We start from the raw sequence: 19,635 nt of genomic DNA on the forward strand, positions 1-19,635 counted from the left end.
GCAGGAATGTAAGCGATTTTGGTTGCGTGAAATTAACGGCGGCATACAGTGCATCCAACAGTGTATCGATGAATGTGGGGTAAAAATCGATAAATGAAAAACCAGCAAGGGAATTTATGGGCAAGCCCCGATCAAGGGCAATTTTAATCGATAATTGAGTTGAATTATGCAGTTAATTACAGCGGCTCAAGCCATCAGAACTGGAGGCATCGGCAGGTTTAATGATTAAGGCTTTTTCAAAAAGGGCACGGGCTTCGGCTTTTTTACCGGCCATCAGGTTTGCCCAGCCCAACATATGATTGCCATCATAATCAAAGGGATATAGCGTAGCCACCACTTTAAAGCACCTTATGGCAGGTTCATACTGTTTGCGGTTATAGTAAATAACACCTGCCCAATAATTGGCCTGTGTATTTTGGGGATCAATTTTTAGTATGGCCAGGTATTGTTCAAGCACTTTGTCCCAGCTTTGCAGGAACGACAGGGGCTTTACGTAACCAAATTTGGCTTCGATAGCGCCAGGTTTCAAATTAACAGCTTTTTGGTAATACGATTGCGAAGCTGTATAATTTTTGTTAAGGTAGTGCAGCCAGCCCAGGCGTATATTCACCTCGTAACTATTGTCGGTATAATATGGATAAATATCATTAATAGCGGCTACATAATTCTTGTTCAGTTCATCAGTATAACTGTTATGAAAAGCTTTTTGCAGTACGGCATTAGTTTGCGCCTGTAGTTGTAGTACAAATAATATTAAAAATGCTGCTATAAACGTCTTCTTTAAAATTTCCATGAGATACCAAACGTAACAGAACTTTGATTATAATTTACAGAACGGTAAATGTCTGTTTTCTTTTCATAAATATAATTTAATTCCAGTAATGCGTGAGCAGTTGCCTGGTAAAAAATAGTTTCGCCACACTTAAATTTTGTAGGATCGATGGAATTATATACATAGAGCCCGTCAGCATCCTGGTAATCATCCTGGTTTCCAAAAGTAGCTGAAGATTCGAGCCAGGTTTTTTTTGCCAGTTTAAAACCGATGGCCTGGCTATATATCAAATGATTCTTATTACTAAAATTTAAGACAGATCCCCTGCTTGTACTGTATAGATTAAGATTACCTAATGGATAAAAATCCAATTTTGTATTATACTGCCTCAAAGTTTTATTAATAAGCAGTCCAAAATTAACATCTCCCTGCATATCTAAATAACGGCTTACATATTTTACACCCAATAAGCCTAAATTACTGTTATACGTGTTACTTCGATAATTGGTATATAAATAATGGTATGATCCCAGAAAACTGATGTTTTTATTCAGCGCGAACGTTGCCTTTACAAAGTATTCAAACTGGTTGTCAGTTGTGCCTTTTTGATTGGGATAGTCTATATATGCTGAGCGAAATATATTCTGCTTAAAAAATATAGCCGATTGCTCCAATTGCAGGCGCCATGATAAACGGTTACTCAGGCCAATACGTTCATAAAAACCATTATCGCGCTCCGCATTATCTGGTAATTTAATACTGGTTTCAAACCCGGCATCAATCAGGCCGAATGGCGTAAGTTTTAGGTTGCCCAACATTTCCTTATCCAGGAATGATGCGTGGTATGAGGCCCCAATATAATTATTAAGGTAGGTATTGCAGTAATACGCATAAAGCCGCGCCGTTGAATTGTACGAATCATTACTTAATACTTTGTTAAATTGTGTAATGGCTGCTTTATAATTACCGGTAATAAAATAGGCATAACCCATTTTAAAGCGCAAGCCAGGAAAATCGAGGCTATCGGTTATTGCCTGGTTACCATAAGTGATGAGCTGTTGCCAATTGCCGTTGTTGTATAAATTCTCAGCAGTACTATCGGCCACAGCAAATTTATTTTCCTGTGTGTGGGCAGCAAGAAAAGCAAAAATTAAAACAGAAAGAGTTATATATTTTCTGTAGTCCATCGTGCTTTAATATTACTTCCATTTATAGTTATACTAAACGCCTGCAAACTGTCCTGGTCAATATGTACAACAGCGTCCATGACCGGTGTCTTTTTTCCGGCAATCTCCTGGTATTGTTTTGCCTCGATACTTAAACTATTTTTTTGAAGCCGGCACCTGCTTTGATAGTTAATATTGATGAACCGGTAAAAAGGAGCCATGAGATCCTGCAGCCAAAGCAATGGTTTGCTCGCTGTAAGCTGTAAAGGAAGATGATCATTGGCCACTATGCTTTCGGCATCGCTGAAGATAACTTTTTGGGCTGCCAGGTAAAAATAATAGAGCAGGGAATGTTTATCGCCATAGTAGCTGGTAAAATAAAACAAGGTACCGTTGTTAATAAAATAGGCTGCGTCGCCGGTATTTTTGCTGTACAGATATAATTGACCTAAGGCATCTTTAAAAACCTCCCAGTTTTCTACCCTCCCTTTTTCATCACTTAATTGAGCGGTATAGCCGGGTTGCAGGTCAAATGCTTTTTTAACGGATTGGTTGATCTCCGGGTTACTTAATAAAATTCCTTCTGCCGGGATCTCATAACTCACCAAACCGTTTTTGTTATCACGGCGACTAAAGTAATAAGCAAATGGGTAAGCCAGTGTTTTTGAATCAATATAAGGTGTAGTTTGCAATTGGAAATGCAGGTGTGGCTCCGGTGAACGACCCGAATTACCGCAAAGTCCCAGCAGATCGCCCTGTTTCACGATATCACCGGGTTTAACTTTTATCGTATTTTTTTTCAGGTGCGATACTTTTGAATATAACCCTATGGCGTGCCATATCACTACGGTATTACCCCAGTTTTCTTTAAGGTTTGTATGACCAATGGCATTCTCTTCAATGTGATTCACTACCAATTCTACAACCCCATCGCCGCAAGCCAGCACCGGTTTGTTGTAACAGTAAAAATGCTCTGGTAATGTGCCGGAATACTGGTAGGTATTTTGTTCCTCATCACTGATCACAAAATCCAATGCCTGCCCCCACTCTCCTTTATGGGTTATTTCCCCATCATAACCCTGCGAAACGGTCCAGAATCCCATAAAAGGCAAATTCAGTTTAAAATATTTCAGATCGTTTAACCGGCTCTGATGATTTAAAAACTGGTAAAGGTTTCTTTCGGGAGAATAATGCTGCACCATTACCAGCTGAAGTTTTCCGGGATTTTTACGGAGCATTAAAAAATATAACAGGCTTATATTAATAACGCAAAATGGCAGTGAAAAAACCGGCAGCAGATGAACGGACATAAAAGCGGCAAATGCATTAATCAATATAAACACTACCGGAACGCACAATACTGCCAATAAATAAGAGCGTAGAGATGGGATGGTGAAAAAACTTCCAATGGCTACGGAGGTCATCATCATATTTGCGCCCAAATGATAATAACTAATACCCTCGGGATAGGTATTGGTGAAATGATTAAATCCGCAGGCAGCTATAAAACCAATAATGAGCAAACTAAAAGAAATGCGTGAGTGGATAAGTAAGCCAAAGGCTATTAACATACCCGCGATAATGTTATGCTGAAATAAGACCGCGCTTAACGCACGGAAAAATAAACCAAGCAATTTAGGCAGATGAGTGGCAAAATATCCCTCCAAACCAGCAAGATTTCCGGAACCGTTGTAGATCTCCTCCAGCAAATAGCTGTCTTTTTGTTGTAGACCGGTATTAAAAATACTGTGTGTGGCCAGCAATACCAGCCAAAACACCAGGATAAAAGGCAGTGAAAGCATTGGAAGGCCTAATTTCCCAAGACGCTGTGAAAGTATGATGGCTGCAATAACAACCATGATACAAACAATCACCAACCATATTACAAACATGCCGTTTATATGGTAAAATGAACCGAAAGCTATACCAAGCAGTAAACTGTTAAAGCTGTAAATTCCCATCTGCAGGTTATCGTCAGAAAATTTTAACAGACTCGCGATTGATAAAGAAAGAATGACGCAAGCCAGGCCCGCAAGGCCGGAAACCGGGTTGAAAAATGAAACCAGCAACAAGATGATCCCCAATATCCGGTTCTGTGAAAAAAACAGAACCGAATATGAATTGATAACCGATCTTATAAATACTGAAATTTGTTGTTTCACTTACTATAATTTAAATGTGCCGGTATAATTTCCGGTTCTTCGGTATAATGAAGCGTTTCATTGGTGCGTATCAGATGCGTACGTTGCTGCTCGTCAATCAATACTACAGCAGGCCGCAGGGTGATGAACTGCATCCACTGAGTCATGTTATATGCCCCAACCTTATGAACAACAACCTGGTCACCAGGACTTAATAAAGGCAAGTTAATGCTTTCCCTTATCACATCTATATTCATACACAGCGGGCCGTAAATGATGGTATTTTCACTATGCGGGTTAAAATCCTGTGCCGGACTTATTTGATGCTCATACCAAAATGAGGTAAACAAAATATTTACGCCAAAATCCATAATGGTAGCCCTTTTACCATTGCCTAAACGCTTATTGGCTATAACTGTACCTAACAGGTAGCCGGCATCGTCAATAAGTACTCTCCCACTTTCCAGGATAAGCGTGGGCAAGTCTTCCTGTGCAAAGCCAAAGTTTAGTATTGTTGAAGTTATGGTTTCGGCAAAGTCATCAACCGTTGGTACTGTATCAGCTCCCGGGAGATAAGCCCCTTTTAGCGTATTGGTTGACGGAAAGCCGCCGCCCATATCTATATATTCAATTTTTTGATTCAGCTGGGTATTACAACGCATGGCCAGATCACATAGTTTATTTGCGGCTACTCCATATGCAGCCGTCGAAAGCATATACGTGCCTATGTGACAGTGCAAACCAACTAATTGTAATTTACCCGAGTCAACTATTTTCTCCAGCGCTGTCCATGCTTCATTATTCTCATAATTAAAGCCAAAACGGTCCCAGGATGGATATACTCCTGTATCCATATTGACACGGATGGCCACGCTCGGCTTGTTTACCAGGTCCTTACTTAAGGTAAGCAGCTGGTTTAATTCTTCAAAATGATCAATATGGATAAGTGAATTATTGTCAATTGCCGTTTGAAGATCATCAATTGATTTGCCTGGACCATTAAAAATAATCTTGTTTCCGGGCACACCGTTCCCCAACGCCTTATGGTATTCAAAACCAGATACTACTTCGGCCCAGCTACCCTCCTGGTGAAATATTCTGCAAACAGCATTCAGGTAGTTGGTTTTGTAGCTCCATGCAAACTGCACCTTAGGGTAACGGGTACTGAATGCCCTGTAAGCCGACCGGTAATTTTTACGGATCTGCTTTTCGGACAAAACAAAGATCGGAGATCCATAACTTTCGATCAGGCTTTTAACTGAAACCCCATCTATTTGTTTAAGGGGTTGAACACCGGTACGCGTACCAAATTTATTCATTACTCCCGCATGAAGTTTTTTAATATATGGTTTTTCGTAAGTCAGCTTTTCCATAATAATAAGATTAAAACTCTCCAAATACCGAGATCTGTTGAAAGTCTTTAATATCGGCAATGTGATCCCATGAGTACCTGATAAATAATTTACCGGCTTCGTAATCATCATAAGGTATAACCTCTTCCCCAAGTGCCATTTTAACCAATGCAACAGGCTGGTTGTGCCCTGCCGCTACCGTCAGGTATATCCATGCCGGAAAGCGGGGATTGATCTCCAGGATATACAAATCCCCTTCCTCGTTCTTCATGATCTCCAGTTCATAACCACCTTTCCAGTTAGTAACGCGGGCAAAACTATTTGCCAGTTCAATAAATTCAGGGTCTTTGATAGTTACTCCTGCCCATGCTTTACCTTTATCAGTAATGTATAGTTTGCGCATGGCAACTACACTGATATTATTGCCTTTGCCATCGCCCATGGCCGCAATGTTGATCTCGGTACCTTTAATATATTGCTGGGCTATTACCGGCCCTCCCCAGGAGGCATTAAGCTGATTGAACGATTTAAGCGCCTGATCCATCGTGTAAACCACATAAGCCTCATAAAATTTCCCCTTGATAACCATCGGGAAGTTGAATTCATCAGCCGCTTTTTTCACATCGTCGGCAGTAAATAATTTATGATCGGCTGGTACATAAAAGCCATTTTTTGATCCAAATTCTTTCAGATGCACCTTATCACGCAATGTAAGCTGATGGTGAGAAGGCAGAAAGCTTGATATCCCCATCTCTTGCAATTGCGGAGCTATTTTTATAAAATTAAACAGTTCCGAGTCAAAATTAGGGATAATGATATCCAGGTTTTCTTGTTGATGGATGTAGCTCAAACGATCAAGCAGCGCCTTAGTCCCCTCTGTTGGATAAGGCAACTGATAGGTTTTTTTGACGTGATCGTGCATATAAATACCTGGCTCGAGTGATTCATACGCTAAGCCAATTATTTTGATCCCATCTCCAAACCCGGCTTTTAATGAACGTATCACAGCCATACCCGGCCCCGGGTTGTCATTGGCATTAAGCCCGGTAACCGCAATACATAGACCGGAGTACTTATCTGGCGCCATAAGCCTAAATTTCAAGCAGGTTAGCTTCTTTTAACTGCACTATCCAATCATCCCAGTCGCGTTCCAGTTGCTCAGCGCTCACATCATACTTTTCCAGAATATCTTTTTTGATATCTTCTTCGGGTTTCCCATTTTTCATAGCCAATAATAATTCTGCTGCCACGGCATTACCCGAAAAAGAATCACCGGTGGCAGGGTTAAAAATAAACCCATTTTCACTGGTTGCGATATTACTTTTGATTTTCATTTAACAGTATCGGTTTTTTATAATATTACAAGGTTAAACTTAGCAGGTTCAAATGAGTTTTACAAAAAACTATCTGTTACCCAAGTATAATATATTTATTGGCCCTCAACATGTTTTGATTGGTTCTTTTTTAACAAACTGTTATTTATGAAGCTATTAAATATTCCATACGTGAGGCCAGCAGCTCCATATCAAGGGGCTTTATAAAAAGAGCATCGCAGTTATAAGTGGTTTCCTGAGCTTTTTTAGTTTTGAATGTGGTTAAAATAATAATCGGAATACCTTTCAATCGGTCATCATCCTTAAAATCCTGACAAATCAAAGCACAGTCATTATCAGGGATCAAATAATCTAATATGATCAGATCTGGGTTTAGCGCTTTTGCTTTATCGTATATAGCATTAGGATCATAGATTAAATGGACGTCAAAATTACCAAAATACGTAATGGCATCAAGTGCTGATAACATCCTACCGTTTTTATCCAGGATCAATATCTTTTTTTTGTTGCTGGTGGTTTCCATGATGCTTAGGTTTTATTTCAACGATTATTTTATAGCATAAAATTGAAGCTATTTCCACCAGCATAAAAAGATGTGTCGCTCAATAACATAAATGTATCGACGAACGCATGGAGAATCAGCTATTTAGCCCAGTCTTTAATAAACTCTGTGTAGTTAGTTCCAACAGGGAGTTCGATCTTACTTAGCTTGATCTTCCTGTTATAAATAGACCTGATCTGGACACGAGCCACCACATAACTTCGATGAATTCTAACAAATTGGTTGGCAGGTAGCTTTTCAATAACGCTTTTTAAAGGCATCAGGGTTAATACAGGCTTTTCGGTATTTATTAAATAGATCTTGATATAATCCTGCATACTTTCAATATATTCAATGTCTCTTATACTGATCTTAATCACCCGGTATTCTGAATGAACGAACAAAAAGTCCTCTGCTTCGGTATGACTGGTATTCTTAAATTGGTAATAGTCAATAGCTTTTTGTATCGCCGCATTGAAGCGGGAATTGTTAATGGGCTTCAATAAATAATCAACAGCCTCGAGCTCAAAACCTTCAAAAGCGAAATTTTTATACGCGGTGGTAAATATGATCATCGGTTTTTCCTGCAGCGAACGAACCAGGTCGACACCGGTAATATCCGGCATATCAATGTCGATAAAAAGTATATCAATTTTATTTCTTTTTAAATATTCAGCACCTGAAACAGCATCATCAAAGGTGTTTACCAATTTTAATGAGGGGTAATCTGATACATATTTTTTGATGATCTCCAGCGCCAGCGGCTCGTCATCAATAGCTACACATTTCAACTGCATATAAGGATTTATTAAGTGTCAATTTCTAGTTCAACCCGGTAAAGTGCATCTACAGAACTGATGTTTAAGCGATGTTTCCCGGGATAAATATGCTGCAAGCGCTGCCGGGTATTGGCTATGCCTATACCTTTCCTGCTGGCAGCTGGCCGGTTCTCAAACATGGTATTTTCGCATTCAAACAAAATTTTGCCGGGTATTACATTCAGGTTAATCCGGATGATGGAGGGCTCATGTTTACTTACGCCGTATTTAAATACGTTTTCAATAAAAGTCATTAATACCAGCGGAGGGATCTTCTGCTGATCTGTTTCGCCAGAAAAATTAAAGCTCAAAGCCGTTTTCTTACTCAGCCGGAGTTTTTGCAGGTCGATATAATCATTGATACAGTCTATCTCGTTTTTCAATAAAACAAAATCCTCAGTCACCTCATCGGTAACGTACCGCATGATGTTAGATAATTTCATGATACTCTCTGAAGTGTGCTTACTATCGGTAACTGATAAGGCATAAATATTATTGAGGGTATTGAAGAGAAAATGCGGGTTGATCTGCGCTTTAAGGAATGAAAGCTCAGCGTGGGCCTTTTCGGCTTCGGCTCTGATCACCATTTGCTCGGTGAGCTGCCATTTTTGTACAGTACTTACGGCAATACCTAATCCCATCACAATGATGAAAATAAAGAGTGCAACCATATCAATATTGCCCGACTGATGGATAAAGATAATACGGTTGGAGGGCTTTAAACTTGGGTCCTGCATCCGCAGATCTTCGTGCGGAAGCGGGCCAAAGGGCATATTCTGCTGATTGGGGGCTGTACTGTCACCGGCGGCAGGAATAATCTGAGGGCCAATATTAGGTTGTCCGGCTATAGCGTTTCCGTTTTGCTTATTGCTTTTAAGCAAATTATGCCCAAGCAAGTTATCAAATGGCTGTAAAAAATATACACAGCCCGAAAGTAATAAAACGATGAGCCCGTACCAGATATATTTTTTATGAAATACAAACCGGGGTACCAGGTACCAGGCGTTAAAGTAAAACATAAAAATATACGTAAGACAAAACAGCCAGTAATAAGGCGAAAGAACTACAGTAAAAGTAAAAGTGCTGTTTTGCTGTGTACGGTTCATGAATAACAGCGGGAAACCTAAAAATACCAACCAGCCGGCGGCATGAATAAAAAAGGTAGTGGCTTTTGAACGGATCATATAGCTACTAATTTAATAAAAAAGCACACCAGAAGCCACAACGCTGACATTTGTAACCATTCCTGGCCTCGACAGCAAAAAATGAATATTGAAAGATCTGTTTTATTTATATGAAGCGCCGCCTTGAAAATATACATCGCAATGATTCTAAAAATCATAAAAAGCGCCTGCGCTTTGCGCAGGCACTCAACCTAATGAAAACTGAACATAATAGTTCATGGATCCTGCCATCCTGAATTATTAATTAAAAGTGGCAAATCATTAAAAGACAACCAATGATCTATCGGTGAATAGCTATTTTGTATAGATGAATCAGGATAGAAACCTGCGGCTTGCTTAAATATTGGGGATCAATAGTGGTATACGTTATGATTTCAAACTCCTGCCAACCTTAATGAATAGCGCTGCTGCTTTGATTAAAATTAAAGAAACGTTAATGTGCTGTTAGTTATCTTTTTTTGGGAAGCAAGCGAACAGCAAGCAGACATATTAAACAGCTCAATGCCAATACAACTATTACAATGGATACAATCATTTAGATATTTATACAGTATTGGTTTTGATTAGAATGCATTATCCTGTTTATAATAAAGCCCCCTGGCTATTACAGCCTGGAGGCTTTAAACCTAAACCTTATCACCAAATCAAGTATAACTTGAGTTTGATAGGGATAAATGTACCAGTTCATGAATGAATAAATAAAAAGGACTCGATGAATAGCATAAATGTATAGACGAATAGGCTAAAATACTTATTTAAGAAAATAACTAAGATGCAGCAAAGCAGCGAACTTAGTACCGGCGGTAAAAGCAATCCCATCCACAGGGGACTGGCCTTTTAACCGTGTAATGGTTTCAAACTGCGTTTCCTTCCACCGCACATTGAACAAGTTATTTATCGTTAAGCCAATTTCGTATTTGGGCCGGGTATAATTCAATACCATGTCATTAATAAAATAACCCTTAGCAATCAAACTATAGTCGGCATTCGCTGCGCGGTCGCCAAGATAGCGGTAACGTAAACTGCCATTGAAACCATCCTTTAAAATGTAGGTTATGCCACCTGTGCTGCTCCAAACTGGCGCTAAAGGAATATAGTTTGCGCCGGACGGCCCGTCCAGCGACCGGCCATGGGCGTAATTTACATCCGCATTAAAATATAAGGATTTGAGCGGCTGGTAACGGCCGGACAAGTCAAATCCAATCCGACGCGTGCGACCACTGAATTCTACCGAACCTCCATCGCCTGCATATACATATTCTTTTTGCAGGTAACTATACCATAGGGCAGCATTAAACAGTAGGTTTTTGACCGGCTTAAACACAGTGCCCAGATCGGCGCCATATGCTGCGGGCAGCGTTTGCAAACCTCCCTGCGCCACTACCACCCGCGTATCATTGGAATGAAAACCTTTCCCCGTTAATAAATAGAATTGCGTCTTATCATCAGCATTATAATAAAAATTCAGTTTGGGACTGACTATATTATTCCTGGCGGAATAAACGCCAATACCATTAAGCGTACTATCGGTGGCCAGTTTATTGTTATACCTGTAATAAAACTGATCAAACCTTAACCCGGCATTCATCGAGAATTTTGAACTGAACTGAAATGTTTCACTCAGGTAGGCTCCGGTATTCAGTTCGGTAATGTCACCCAATTTAATGGGATCGATGACCGTGAAGTTATTCACGGTATGCGACAATTCCGAACCTTTGGTCATATCCAGCCGGGCATTGATCCCTGCTTCCGTTATCAGTTTAGTATTACCCATGTAGCCTTCATACTGATAACTGCCGTTATAGCCATACAAATTACGGGCTTCCCGTTGCCGTATCTCGTCACCATTAACTGTGTCTACCAGGTAAAACGTAAAATTCGTGTGCAGATCAAATTTATAGCGCGAATAGTAGAGTTGGTTTTTGATAATGTCATGATTTGAAAGCGTAGTTAAAAGCTGTGCGCTTACATTGGCACGCGATGTTATCCCTCCCTCATTGGGGTCCAGTGCACCGTAAAATCCAACCGCACCGTCATTTACCGCGCTTTCCGGGATCTGTCCCGATGCTTTCCAGGTACTGTACAAAGCGGATGCGCTAAGGGTTAGCCAGTTATTGGCATTTAGCCGGCCATGATATTTGGTAAAAAAGTTAAAACGTTTAAAATGCTGAGGGTTATCAAAATAACTATCACTATACCGGTATTCCGAAGCAGCATACCAGGATTGATTATTTGCTTTAGCTTTTTCACCAAGCAGGTTAACCATACCGAATACCCGGTAAGTATTAAACTGCCCGCTTTCTATTTTGATCTGATCAGCGCTGATCGCGTTGGCTGTGTTAAAATTTACAAAGCCGGTTACTGCCAGGTCGCCTTTCTCCGCATTATACATGCCTTTTTGGTACTCGGTGCTTTCAATTGTTTCCGGGATGATAAAATGGCTGTCTGCATAACCCTGGCCATGCGCCTGCGAAACCATATTTATCGGCATGCCATCAATGCTCATATTGATATCGGTGCCATGGTCATTATCAAAACCACGCAGGAAGATCTGTTCTGCTTTACCACCACCCTGATGTTGGCCGATGAACAAACCAGGCACTATCCGCAATACTTCCTGCGAATTGGACACGCCGCGGAGCTTGATATCGGTTTCGCTGATCGCCCTATATGGGTTTGGATTATTAGCGGTAATGATCACGTCGGTTAACTGGGTTTGCTGTGGGCTCAGGCAGATGGTTGGGTTTCGCTGCAAATCTGTTATTAAAACGGTCGTCTTACCATAGCCAACGGCAGTAACTGTAACAGATCGCGCCGCAGACCCTGCATCCCTGTAGGAGAAATGCCCTGTCTCACCGGTGATTTCTGTTTTGTTTACCGGGTTTAAAATTATGGTAACACCGTTAACCGGCACCCGGGTAGCACTGTCGATAACCGTTCCTGAAATAGTTTTTTGCTGTGCATATAGCCCGCTGCTGCTCAATAGTAAAATGCTTAATAGGGGTATTGTAAGTTTCATGTCATCAATCAGTGTAAACGTAGCGGCAAACTTTAATTTAAAACGGGGTGTATAGATGAATGACCTTTTTTTAGTGATGAATACTCAAAATAGCTGAAATTTCTAAAGCTCTGATGTTAGTGGCAACCAGGATTTACCCGCCGTGTAAATTGTATATTTGTCATTTCATCCATACATTTAAGTCAATCATCGATACTTTTATTTCCTGCATAACCAATTGTGTTACTTTATCGCATGTCACGAATTAAAGCTATTTCAATCATCCTGCATTTCGCCGGTTGGGTAGTACTTATGGCCATCCCACTCATCTTTCTGCATCGCGGCGGCAGCTTTGACGGTGATATTGTCCTTTTGCAAAGCCCCGACTATTGGTTATTCGGACTTACTTTTATGGTCGTTTTTTACATCAACGCCTACCTTTTTGTTCCGCGGCTGCTGCTCCGTAAAAAACATATTTTTTATGGAATTGCTGTTTTTTTCCTGTTCTTCGGTGTTTATTGCATCCGGCCATTTGACCGCTTGCTACATATCAGGGAAAAAGAGGACGATAGCCGGCGACCTGGGAACCGGTCACCTTTCGATGGGCCCGGCGCCGAAAATTATCAGCCCGTAGGGCCTTCGGAGCAAGGCGCCAATTTGCCATCCTATCGCAATAGGTCTTTAAGCAGATCGCCATTTGGACAACCGATGGATATCACCAGTTTTTTTATCTTTTTTACGCTTGTTGCTTTCAGTGCCGCCATAAAAACCATACGGGAATGGCTGCTGACGGAACAAAGGGCGGCCCGGGCAGAAGCGGACAAAGCAACTGCAGAGCTCTCTTTTTTGAAAGCGCAGATCAATCCGCACTTTTTGTTCAATACCATGAACAATATCTATACGTTGGTTTTAACTAAGGATGATCATGCAGCTGACAGCGTTATGCGGCTTTCAAAAATTATGCGCTATGTTACAGAAGACATAACCGGAAATTTTGCACCATTGCAGCGGGAGATTGATTGCATTACAAGTTATATCGAACTGCAGCGTTTACGCACAGGCAACCTTACCATTATTAATTTTAAGGTAGATGGTGATATAGATGAAAAACAAATAGCGCCCTTGCTACTGATGACCTTTATTGAAAATGTATTCAAATATGGCGTTAGTAAACATGAGGCATCTACTATCGAAATCAAATTGATCGTCCGGGAAACGAGCCTGTCTTTTTATTGTAAAAACCGGATATTTGGTTTAAATAACAGCGAACACCACGGCACCGGGATAGGGATCAAAAATACCCGTAAACGCTTAGCGCATTTATATACCGGCAAGCATTTATTAAATATCAGCAACGATAACCAGGAGTATATTGTTCAGCTAACCTTACAAACTCAGCCATGACCCTCAAATGTATAGCCATTGATGATGAGCCTTTAGCGTTACGACTTATCGGCGAATATGTATCCCGGTTTCCCTCGCTGCAACTCATCAGAACATTCGAAGACGCCATTTCAGGAGCCGAATTTTTAAAAAGCACAACGATTGACCTGATCTTTTTGGATATCAATATGCCTGATATCTCCGGAATTGATCTGGTAAGGTCGCTGGCCGTAAAACCTATGGTTATTTTCACTACCTCCTACCGGAACTATGCCTATGAGGGCTTTGAATTAGAGGCATTGGATTTTGTTGAAAAACCAATAGAATTTGAACGCTTTACAAAGGCGGTAGAAAAAGCGGTTGCCCTTTATCAATATAGGAACCGGGCAAATGAGCAATTAACTCCTACAGACGAAAGCCTGTATGTGCATTCTGAATACCGGCTTGTAAAGATCGCCCTGGACACCATCGAGTATATCGAAAGCATGGAAAACTATATACGGATCCACTTAACTCATGATAAACCTGTTCTTACGTTAATGCCCTTAAAAGAGGTATTGAAAAAGCTACCTTGTGCTAAATTTCATCGTATTCACCGCAGCTATATTGTTCCGGTAAATAAAATAAGATCCCTTCAAAATCGTAAAGTGCAATTGACAAACATTGAATTACCGGTGGGCAATGCTTATTACGAAGCTATCCGTAGCTTAGTTAATTAGCCGTTCATGTGTGCTAACATACTCATGCTACATTTTCCAAACCAGTTTGTTGCTGAAACGGCTATAGCTATATAGCGTTAATAGAGCCCCCTTATTCTACATTTTTTATAAAATATTGCCGGTTACCCTCTTTTCATCACCACATCCGCCCTGTTCATCGATAATATTTATCATCTGAAAAGATTGGGCGATACTTTCGGATAAGTAAACTAAAAAAATATTAAAAAATGAAAAAGTTAATACTTTTATCCGGCGTAGGCTTACTCATAGCGGTCTGCATCCTGGTGGCTTGTAAAAAGAGCAGCGACACAACAACAACTACTACAACCGCTTCAGTTTCGGCTTTAACTTGCGGTTCGGCCGTAGTGTCATCAACAGCAACTATTAATACAGTATTTAGCGGCAGCGCTACCATACCGTATACAGGTGGTAACGGTGCTACTTATACCGCAGGTACCGCTATTTCTTCAACCGGGGTTACCGGATTAACGGCAACTTTAGCCGCGGGTACATTGGCCAGCGGTGCGGGTAACCTTACCTATGCAATTGCCGGTACACCAACATCAGCAGGTACCGCCTCTTTTGCAATTACCTTCGGCGGGCAAAGCTGCAGTTTTTCAGTCACTGTAGATGATGCCAGTACAACAACAGGCTGTTCTACCTCAACAACTGTTGCATCAAAAGTAGTATGCTTAGCCAATACTTTTTTAGCAACGCTTACTACCACACAACAAGCATCTGTTGTACTTACATTAAATCTTACCAATGCTAAAAGATGGTCAAATTTACCATGCGGAGTTTCGTGCAGAAACGGGTTGGCATTTAGCAGTTTAACCAGCACACAGTTAGCCGCTGCAAAAGCTGTTGCACAAGCTGCTTTTGGAACAACAACCGGGGAAGGTTATGATGAATTTACACAGATTATGGCTGCCGATGATTACCTGGGGCAAACTGCTTCCGGCTATTCTTCAGGCAATTATGTTATCGCTTTTTTGGGTACACCAAGTACAACAGGAAAATGGATGCTGCAGATCGGCGGGCACCATTACGCGCAAAATATCACTTATGACGCCGGCAGCGTTACCAGTATCACCCCTTTGCACCAGGGAGTAGAGCCCAAAGGTTCATTTACTTTAAGCGGAACTACTTACAGCGGCCCAATGGAATCTGAACATACGGCTATGCAGAATATGCTGGGTTCTTTCACAAGTACCGAATTAGCCTCGGCAAAAATATCCAGCACTTTTTCAGACTGCCTGATGATTCCGGGCTCTACCACCAATACATTCCCAACCACCAAACAGGGAATCCAGGTAAGTACATTAAGCAGTGCCGCACAGGCAAAAGTGCTGGCAGCCATGATGCCATGGATTAATGATCTGGATGCCACCTCCGCGGCTGCTTTCACTACCATTTATCAAAATGAACTTGCAAATACCTATGTATGTTATGCCAGCAATACATCTGGTGTTGCCGGTACCGCCAGTTCATTTTTAACAACTAATACCGATTATGTAAGGATTGATGGACCAAGTGTTTGGATAGAGTTTATTTGCCAAACAGGTGTGGTTCTATCAGGAATCCACTACCATAGCGTTATGAGAGATCATAGCCGTGATTATATAGGTTTATAAAAAGATAAATAGAAACTATGGACAACATTTTTTCGATAAACAGTCGCCATAAAAACAGTTGGCGGCTGTTTATTTTTGTAGCTTTTTTTGCTGTTACAGCATTAAAACCAACGATTTCCAGCGCACATCAAACACCAAATACGCTTGTTTTTTTAGATGCAAGTCCGAACAGGGTTGCATTGGAACTCCAAATGCCGCTATCAGAACTGGAGCTTGCTTTTGGCAACAATATATCTAAAAACCCGGAAACACTTATTGAAAAGTTCGGACCGCAGTTAAAAGAATACCTTAAAGCGCACATACACGCGTATTCGAAAAAGACCGCCCCATGGGATGTTGAAATAGAAGCTTTGAGGATGGACAAAGGAAAATATATCGAGAATGGTATGGACTATTGGGAAGTAGTTGCCAATGTTGTTATCATACCGCAGCCGGGCGAAAGTACCCGGAAGTTCATGCTCGATTATGATGTAATTATGCACCAGGTTATTAACCATGCGGCCCTTGTTTCCATCCGCAGCGACTGGGAGGCCGGAAATTTAAATACATCTTCGGCAGACGCAATGGTCATCAGCTGGAATACCAAAGATAATGTGATATATCCTTTGGAAATAAATTTGCAGCAAGGGAGCTGGTTTAAAGGTTTCAAAAGTATGCTTGCTTTAGGCATGCAGCATATCAAAGAAGGTACTGACCATTTACTGTTTTTAATTGTGCTGCTATTACCCGCCGCGCTTTTGACAAATGGCAGGCAATGGGGAAAATTTGGCGGCACAAAATATAGTATCCTGAGATTATTGAAAATTATTACTTCGTTTACAATTGGGCATTCCATTACCCTGCTGATTGGTGCTTTAGGCTGGTTAAGATTGCCTGCACAACCGGTAGAAATATTGATCGCATTTTCCATTTTAGTTTCTGCAATTCATGCCATAAAGCCAATTTTTCCAGGGAAAGAGATGTATGTAGCGGCTGGCTTTGGCTTAATACATGGCCTGGCATTTGCATCCATATTAGCTAACCTTAAATTGAGTGCAGGTACTATGGCGCTAAGTATTTTAGGCTTTAATTTAGGGATCGAGATCATGCAGCTTTTTGTTGTATTAATTACTATTCCCTGGTTAATTTTACTGAGCCAAACACCAGTCTACAAGTATGTCCGCGTTGGTGGCGCCGCTATCTCCGGTATAATTGCCATCGCCTGGATCCTGGAACGTGCTACTCAAACACCTAATTTTGTTTCTGCTTTTGTAAATAAGGCGGCAGAGCAAGCCCGGTGGGCGATCCTGATATTGGCAGTTTTGGCGTTGGTGAGTGTACTATTAAAAAGGCGCGTTCCTCGTCTACAATGAAATACCTGTTGTAGAATTTTCATGCTTCATAACCAAAACGCCGGCAGATGACTATTGCCTAAATTTTTATTACAATCTTCTTTCTATATAAAATATACATTATAAGCCAGATCAGGATCACGAATATACAGGCTGAAAATAAGGATGCATTCTCCGGCGAAAAAATTGGTAGAAATACAATCTTATAAAAATATTTCATACCACTTATCGAATGCCCGTTATATGGTATCCGCAAAAAGTTAATAAGTCCCGGCATAATCTCCGATAAAACATACGCAGTTATGGCATTTATCCCAAAAACCGAGCAAATCCAGGCGTACTTTTGATACCCCTTAACATCTATGATCCAAAATGCCAATGTAAGTCCGAGCGTACATATCCCTCCTGAATACAACACATAAGAGCTTGTCCATAATGATTTATTGATGGGGAAAAACGAGTCTGTGATCAGTCCCAATACGATAGCAGCGATCCCTATTAAAAACAAGCGGATACACTTTTTTTTAACATCCTGTCCCGTCTTTTTTAATATGGCTCCTACCCTGATTCCCAAAAGCGTTGTTCCGATAGCCGGCCAGGTGCTCAGGAGACCAACAGGGTCCCACTGTTTGGTAAATCTATACATATGGTTAGTAGAAAACACAGCCCGATCTACCCAGGCAGCCAGATTAAATTCAGGAATCAGATTGGGTGGATGTCCGTCTGGAACAGGTATATAGTTCAACACAAGATAATAACTCACTAAAATTACAGCCAGAAGCCAGTCGCGGGTACGTTCATTTGTTTTTAGATATAATAAGGTTGATAAAAAATAAACAACACCTATGCGTTGCAATACCCCTGGAAAACGCAGGTGCGCAAAATCGGGACGGTAGAATAGAAATATCGAAAGACCAATCCCTATTAGAATCAGCATCCGCCTGAGTGCATTAAAAATTATCGTTCTGTGATTTTCACGATCGGCCTTTTTACTTTCCAGGGCGTAAACTATTGATACGCCCACCATAAATAAAAAGAAAGGAAAAACCAGGTCGGTAGGCGTACAGCCATTCCACTTAGAGTGCTCCAGCGGAGCATAAACGTGATCACCGTCGCCCGGCGTGTTCACCAGGATCATGGCTGTAATTGTCAGTCCCCTGAAAAAATCAAGCGACAAAAGCCGTTTTTTTTCCGCAACAATATCCTGTCCCGGATCAGCAGTCCCAGAGTGCATTTTTTCCATTTGTATTTTTTATAACTATCTAATAAACAATGCAATTAATAAACAATCATATTTAAATTCTATTGCAAAATAGGAATAATAATTATATATTCGTGTACGTACACGTTAATTATTTTTATTTCTTAATCTTATCCTTCTGCTAACCATTTTTTAAACAACAACTTATTGAAATCATGAAAAAAATAATCTATCTTTTGCTGTTCGCGCTATCATTCGTAGCGTGTAAAAAATCTGACGGAAAACTGTCAGATACAACTAAAACAACAACCGGCAGCGATGCTGTTAGTAAACTCAAAACAGCTTCAACCCTTTCGTTTGCGGGGTATACCTGGGAGGTAACAACTAACCCGAGTGGCCAGGGACCAGGACCAAATGTTTTCTCTGCCGGGAGCGCCTATGTAGACGCCAGTGGTTTTCTGCATTTAAAAATAAAGAAAAACACTACTACAGGTAAATGGGAATGCGGTGAGGTTACCATGCTTTCGAGCCTTGGCTATGGCACTTATCAATGGAAGGTAGAGGGCCCCATCAGCACCCTTGACAAAAACGTTGTTTTTGGTCTGTTTAACTACTCTGGAAATGAGAACTTTGATGAAATGGATATAGAGTATTCAAAATGGGGAGTTGCATCAAATAACCGGGTGCTCAATTATACCTTATATCCAGAAACCGGAAGCACCCTTGATACTGTTGAAGTTACCTACCCTGTTACTTTGAGCGGCACTTACACAACCCAAAGATTTAAAAGATCAAGCAGTGCTGTAACTTTCAAAAGTTTAGCTGGTTTTTATGATAATGATACAAACTTATATGCCAGCAAAACCTGGACCAGCCCGCCACAATCAATCAGCACACTATCAATGCCTGTAATGATGAACTTATGGCTATTTCATGGCGTTGCGCCATCAAACGGACAAAATGTAGAGATCATCATCCACGATTTTAAATTCACTCCGTTATAAATTTTAAAACCTAATGATAAGATAAGCAATTTATATAGTTAATATTCAACGTAGTAT

16 protein-coding genes are annotated in these 19,635 nt (G+C 40.8%); 5 read left to right on the plus strand and 11 right to left on the minus strand.

Going from position 1 to position 19,635, the window contains the following annotated elements; translation table 11 throughout:
- Nucleotides 1-172 precede the first annotated feature (172 nt).
- The 10 genes from AC57BQ_RS13705 to AC57BQ_RS13750 form a co-directional block, all read right to left on the minus strand.
- Nucleotides 173-793 carry a tetratricopeptide repeat protein gene (locus tag AC57BQ_RS13705; RefSeq protein WP_496406811.1) on the minus strand — a complete coding sequence of 207 codons (621 nt, stop codon included), beginning with the start codon at nt 791-793 and terminating at the stop codon, nt 173-175.
- Nucleotides 781-1,959 (minus strand): tetratricopeptide repeat protein, encoded by a 1,179-nt coding sequence (locus AC57BQ_RS13710; RefSeq protein ID WP_496406812.1) that lies wholly within the window; start codon nt 1,957-1,959, stop codon nt 781-783. The genes AC57BQ_RS13705 and AC57BQ_RS13710 overlap by 13 nt, the downstream gene beginning before the upstream one ends.
- Nucleotides 1,938-4,100, minus strand: coding sequence for an urea transporter (locus tag AC57BQ_RS13715; protein ID WP_496406813.1), 2,163 nt, complete (start codon nt 4,098-4,100; stop codon nt 1,938-1,940). The genes AC57BQ_RS13710 and AC57BQ_RS13715 overlap by 22 nt, the downstream gene beginning before the upstream one ends.
- Nucleotides 4,097-5,452, minus strand: a complete 1,356-nt coding sequence (locus AC57BQ_RS13720) for a hypothetical protein (RefSeq protein WP_496406814.1) — start codon at nt 5,450-5,452, stop codon at nt 4,097-4,099. The genes AC57BQ_RS13715 and AC57BQ_RS13720 overlap by 4 nt, the downstream gene beginning before the upstream one ends.
- 10 nt (nt 5,453-5,462) lie before the next feature.
- Nucleotides 5,463-6,518, minus strand: coding sequence for an ATP-grasp domain-containing protein (locus AC57BQ_RS13725; protein ID WP_496406815.1), 1,056 nt, complete (start codon nt 6,516-6,518; stop codon nt 5,463-5,465).
- A 4-nt stretch (nt 6,519-6,522) separates the two neighbouring features.
- Nucleotides 6,523-6,765, minus strand: a complete 243-nt coding sequence (locus tag AC57BQ_RS13730) for a PqqD family protein (RefSeq protein WP_496406816.1) — start codon at nt 6,763-6,765, stop codon at nt 6,523-6,525.
- A gap of 145 nt (nt 6,766-6,910) precedes the next feature.
- Entirely contained in the window at nt 6,911-7,288 is a 378-nt protein-coding gene (locus AC57BQ_RS13735) for a response regulator (protein ID WP_496406817.1), read from the minus strand.
- 119 nt (nt 7,289-7,407) lie between these two features.
- Complete coding sequence (locus AC57BQ_RS13740) at nt 7,408-8,103, minus strand: LytR/AlgR family response regulator transcription factor (RefSeq protein ID WP_496406818.1); 696 nt, start codon at nt 8,101-8,103, stop codon at nt 7,408-7,410.
- Between the two features lie 11 nt (nt 8,104-8,114).
- Complete coding sequence (locus tag AC57BQ_RS13745; protein WP_496406819.1) at nt 8,115-9,308, minus strand: sensor histidine kinase; 1,194 nt, start codon at nt 9,306-9,308, stop codon at nt 8,115-8,117.
- 751 nt (nt 9,309-10,059) lie between these two features.
- Nucleotides 10,060-12,327: a TonB-dependent receptor gene (locus AC57BQ_RS13750; RefSeq protein WP_496406820.1), complete on the minus strand. Its 2,268-nt coding sequence runs from the start codon at nt 12,325-12,327 to the stop codon at nt 10,060-10,062.
- Nucleotides 12,328-12,561: 234 nt separating this feature from the next.
- Between AC57BQ_RS13750 and AC57BQ_RS13755 the strand changes: the two genes are divergently transcribed.
- From AC57BQ_RS13755 to AC57BQ_RS13770, 4 genes are all read left to right on the plus strand, one after another.
- Nucleotides 12,562-13,710: a sensor histidine kinase gene (locus tag AC57BQ_RS13755; RefSeq protein WP_496406821.1), complete on the plus strand. Its 1,149-nt coding sequence runs from the start codon at nt 12,562-12,564 to the stop codon at nt 13,708-13,710.
- Nucleotides 13,707-14,408: a LytR/AlgR family response regulator transcription factor gene (locus tag AC57BQ_RS13760; protein WP_496406822.1), complete on the plus strand. Its 702-nt coding sequence runs from the start codon at nt 13,707-13,709 to the stop codon at nt 14,406-14,408. Before AC57BQ_RS13755 ends, AC57BQ_RS13760 begins: the two co-directional genes overlap by 4 nt.
- A gap of 227 nt (nt 14,409-14,635) precedes the next feature.
- Nucleotides 14,636-16,042, plus strand: coding sequence for a DUF3500 domain-containing protein (locus tag AC57BQ_RS13765; RefSeq protein ID WP_496406823.1), 1,407 nt, complete (start codon nt 14,636-14,638; stop codon nt 16,040-16,042).
- A 17-nt stretch (nt 16,043-16,059) separates the two neighbouring features.
- Nucleotides 16,060-17,394, plus strand: a complete 1,335-nt coding sequence (locus tag AC57BQ_RS13770) for a HupE/UreJ family protein (RefSeq protein ID WP_496406824.1) — start codon at nt 16,060-16,062, stop codon at nt 17,392-17,394.
- A 58-nt stretch (nt 17,395-17,452) separates the two neighbouring features.
- Here the strand turns inward: AC57BQ_RS13770 and AC57BQ_RS13775 are convergent, their stop codons facing one another.
- Nucleotides 17,453-18,616 (minus strand): acyltransferase family protein, encoded by a 1,164-nt coding sequence (locus AC57BQ_RS13775; protein ID WP_496406825.1) that lies wholly within the window; start codon nt 18,614-18,616, stop codon nt 17,453-17,455.
- A gap of 173 nt (nt 18,617-18,789) precedes the next feature.
- Here AC57BQ_RS13775 and AC57BQ_RS13780 point away from each other — a divergent pair, with 173 nt between their 5' ends.
- A complete protein-coding gene (locus tag AC57BQ_RS13780; protein ID WP_496406826.1) occupies nt 18,790-19,578 on the plus strand; it encodes a glycoside hydrolase family 16 protein in 789 nt (262 codons plus the stop codon).
- Nucleotides 19,579-19,635 lie beyond the last annotated feature (57 nt).

This window comes from Mucilaginibacter sp. BGA-UO-ETr-C110 (assembly GCF_059567985.1).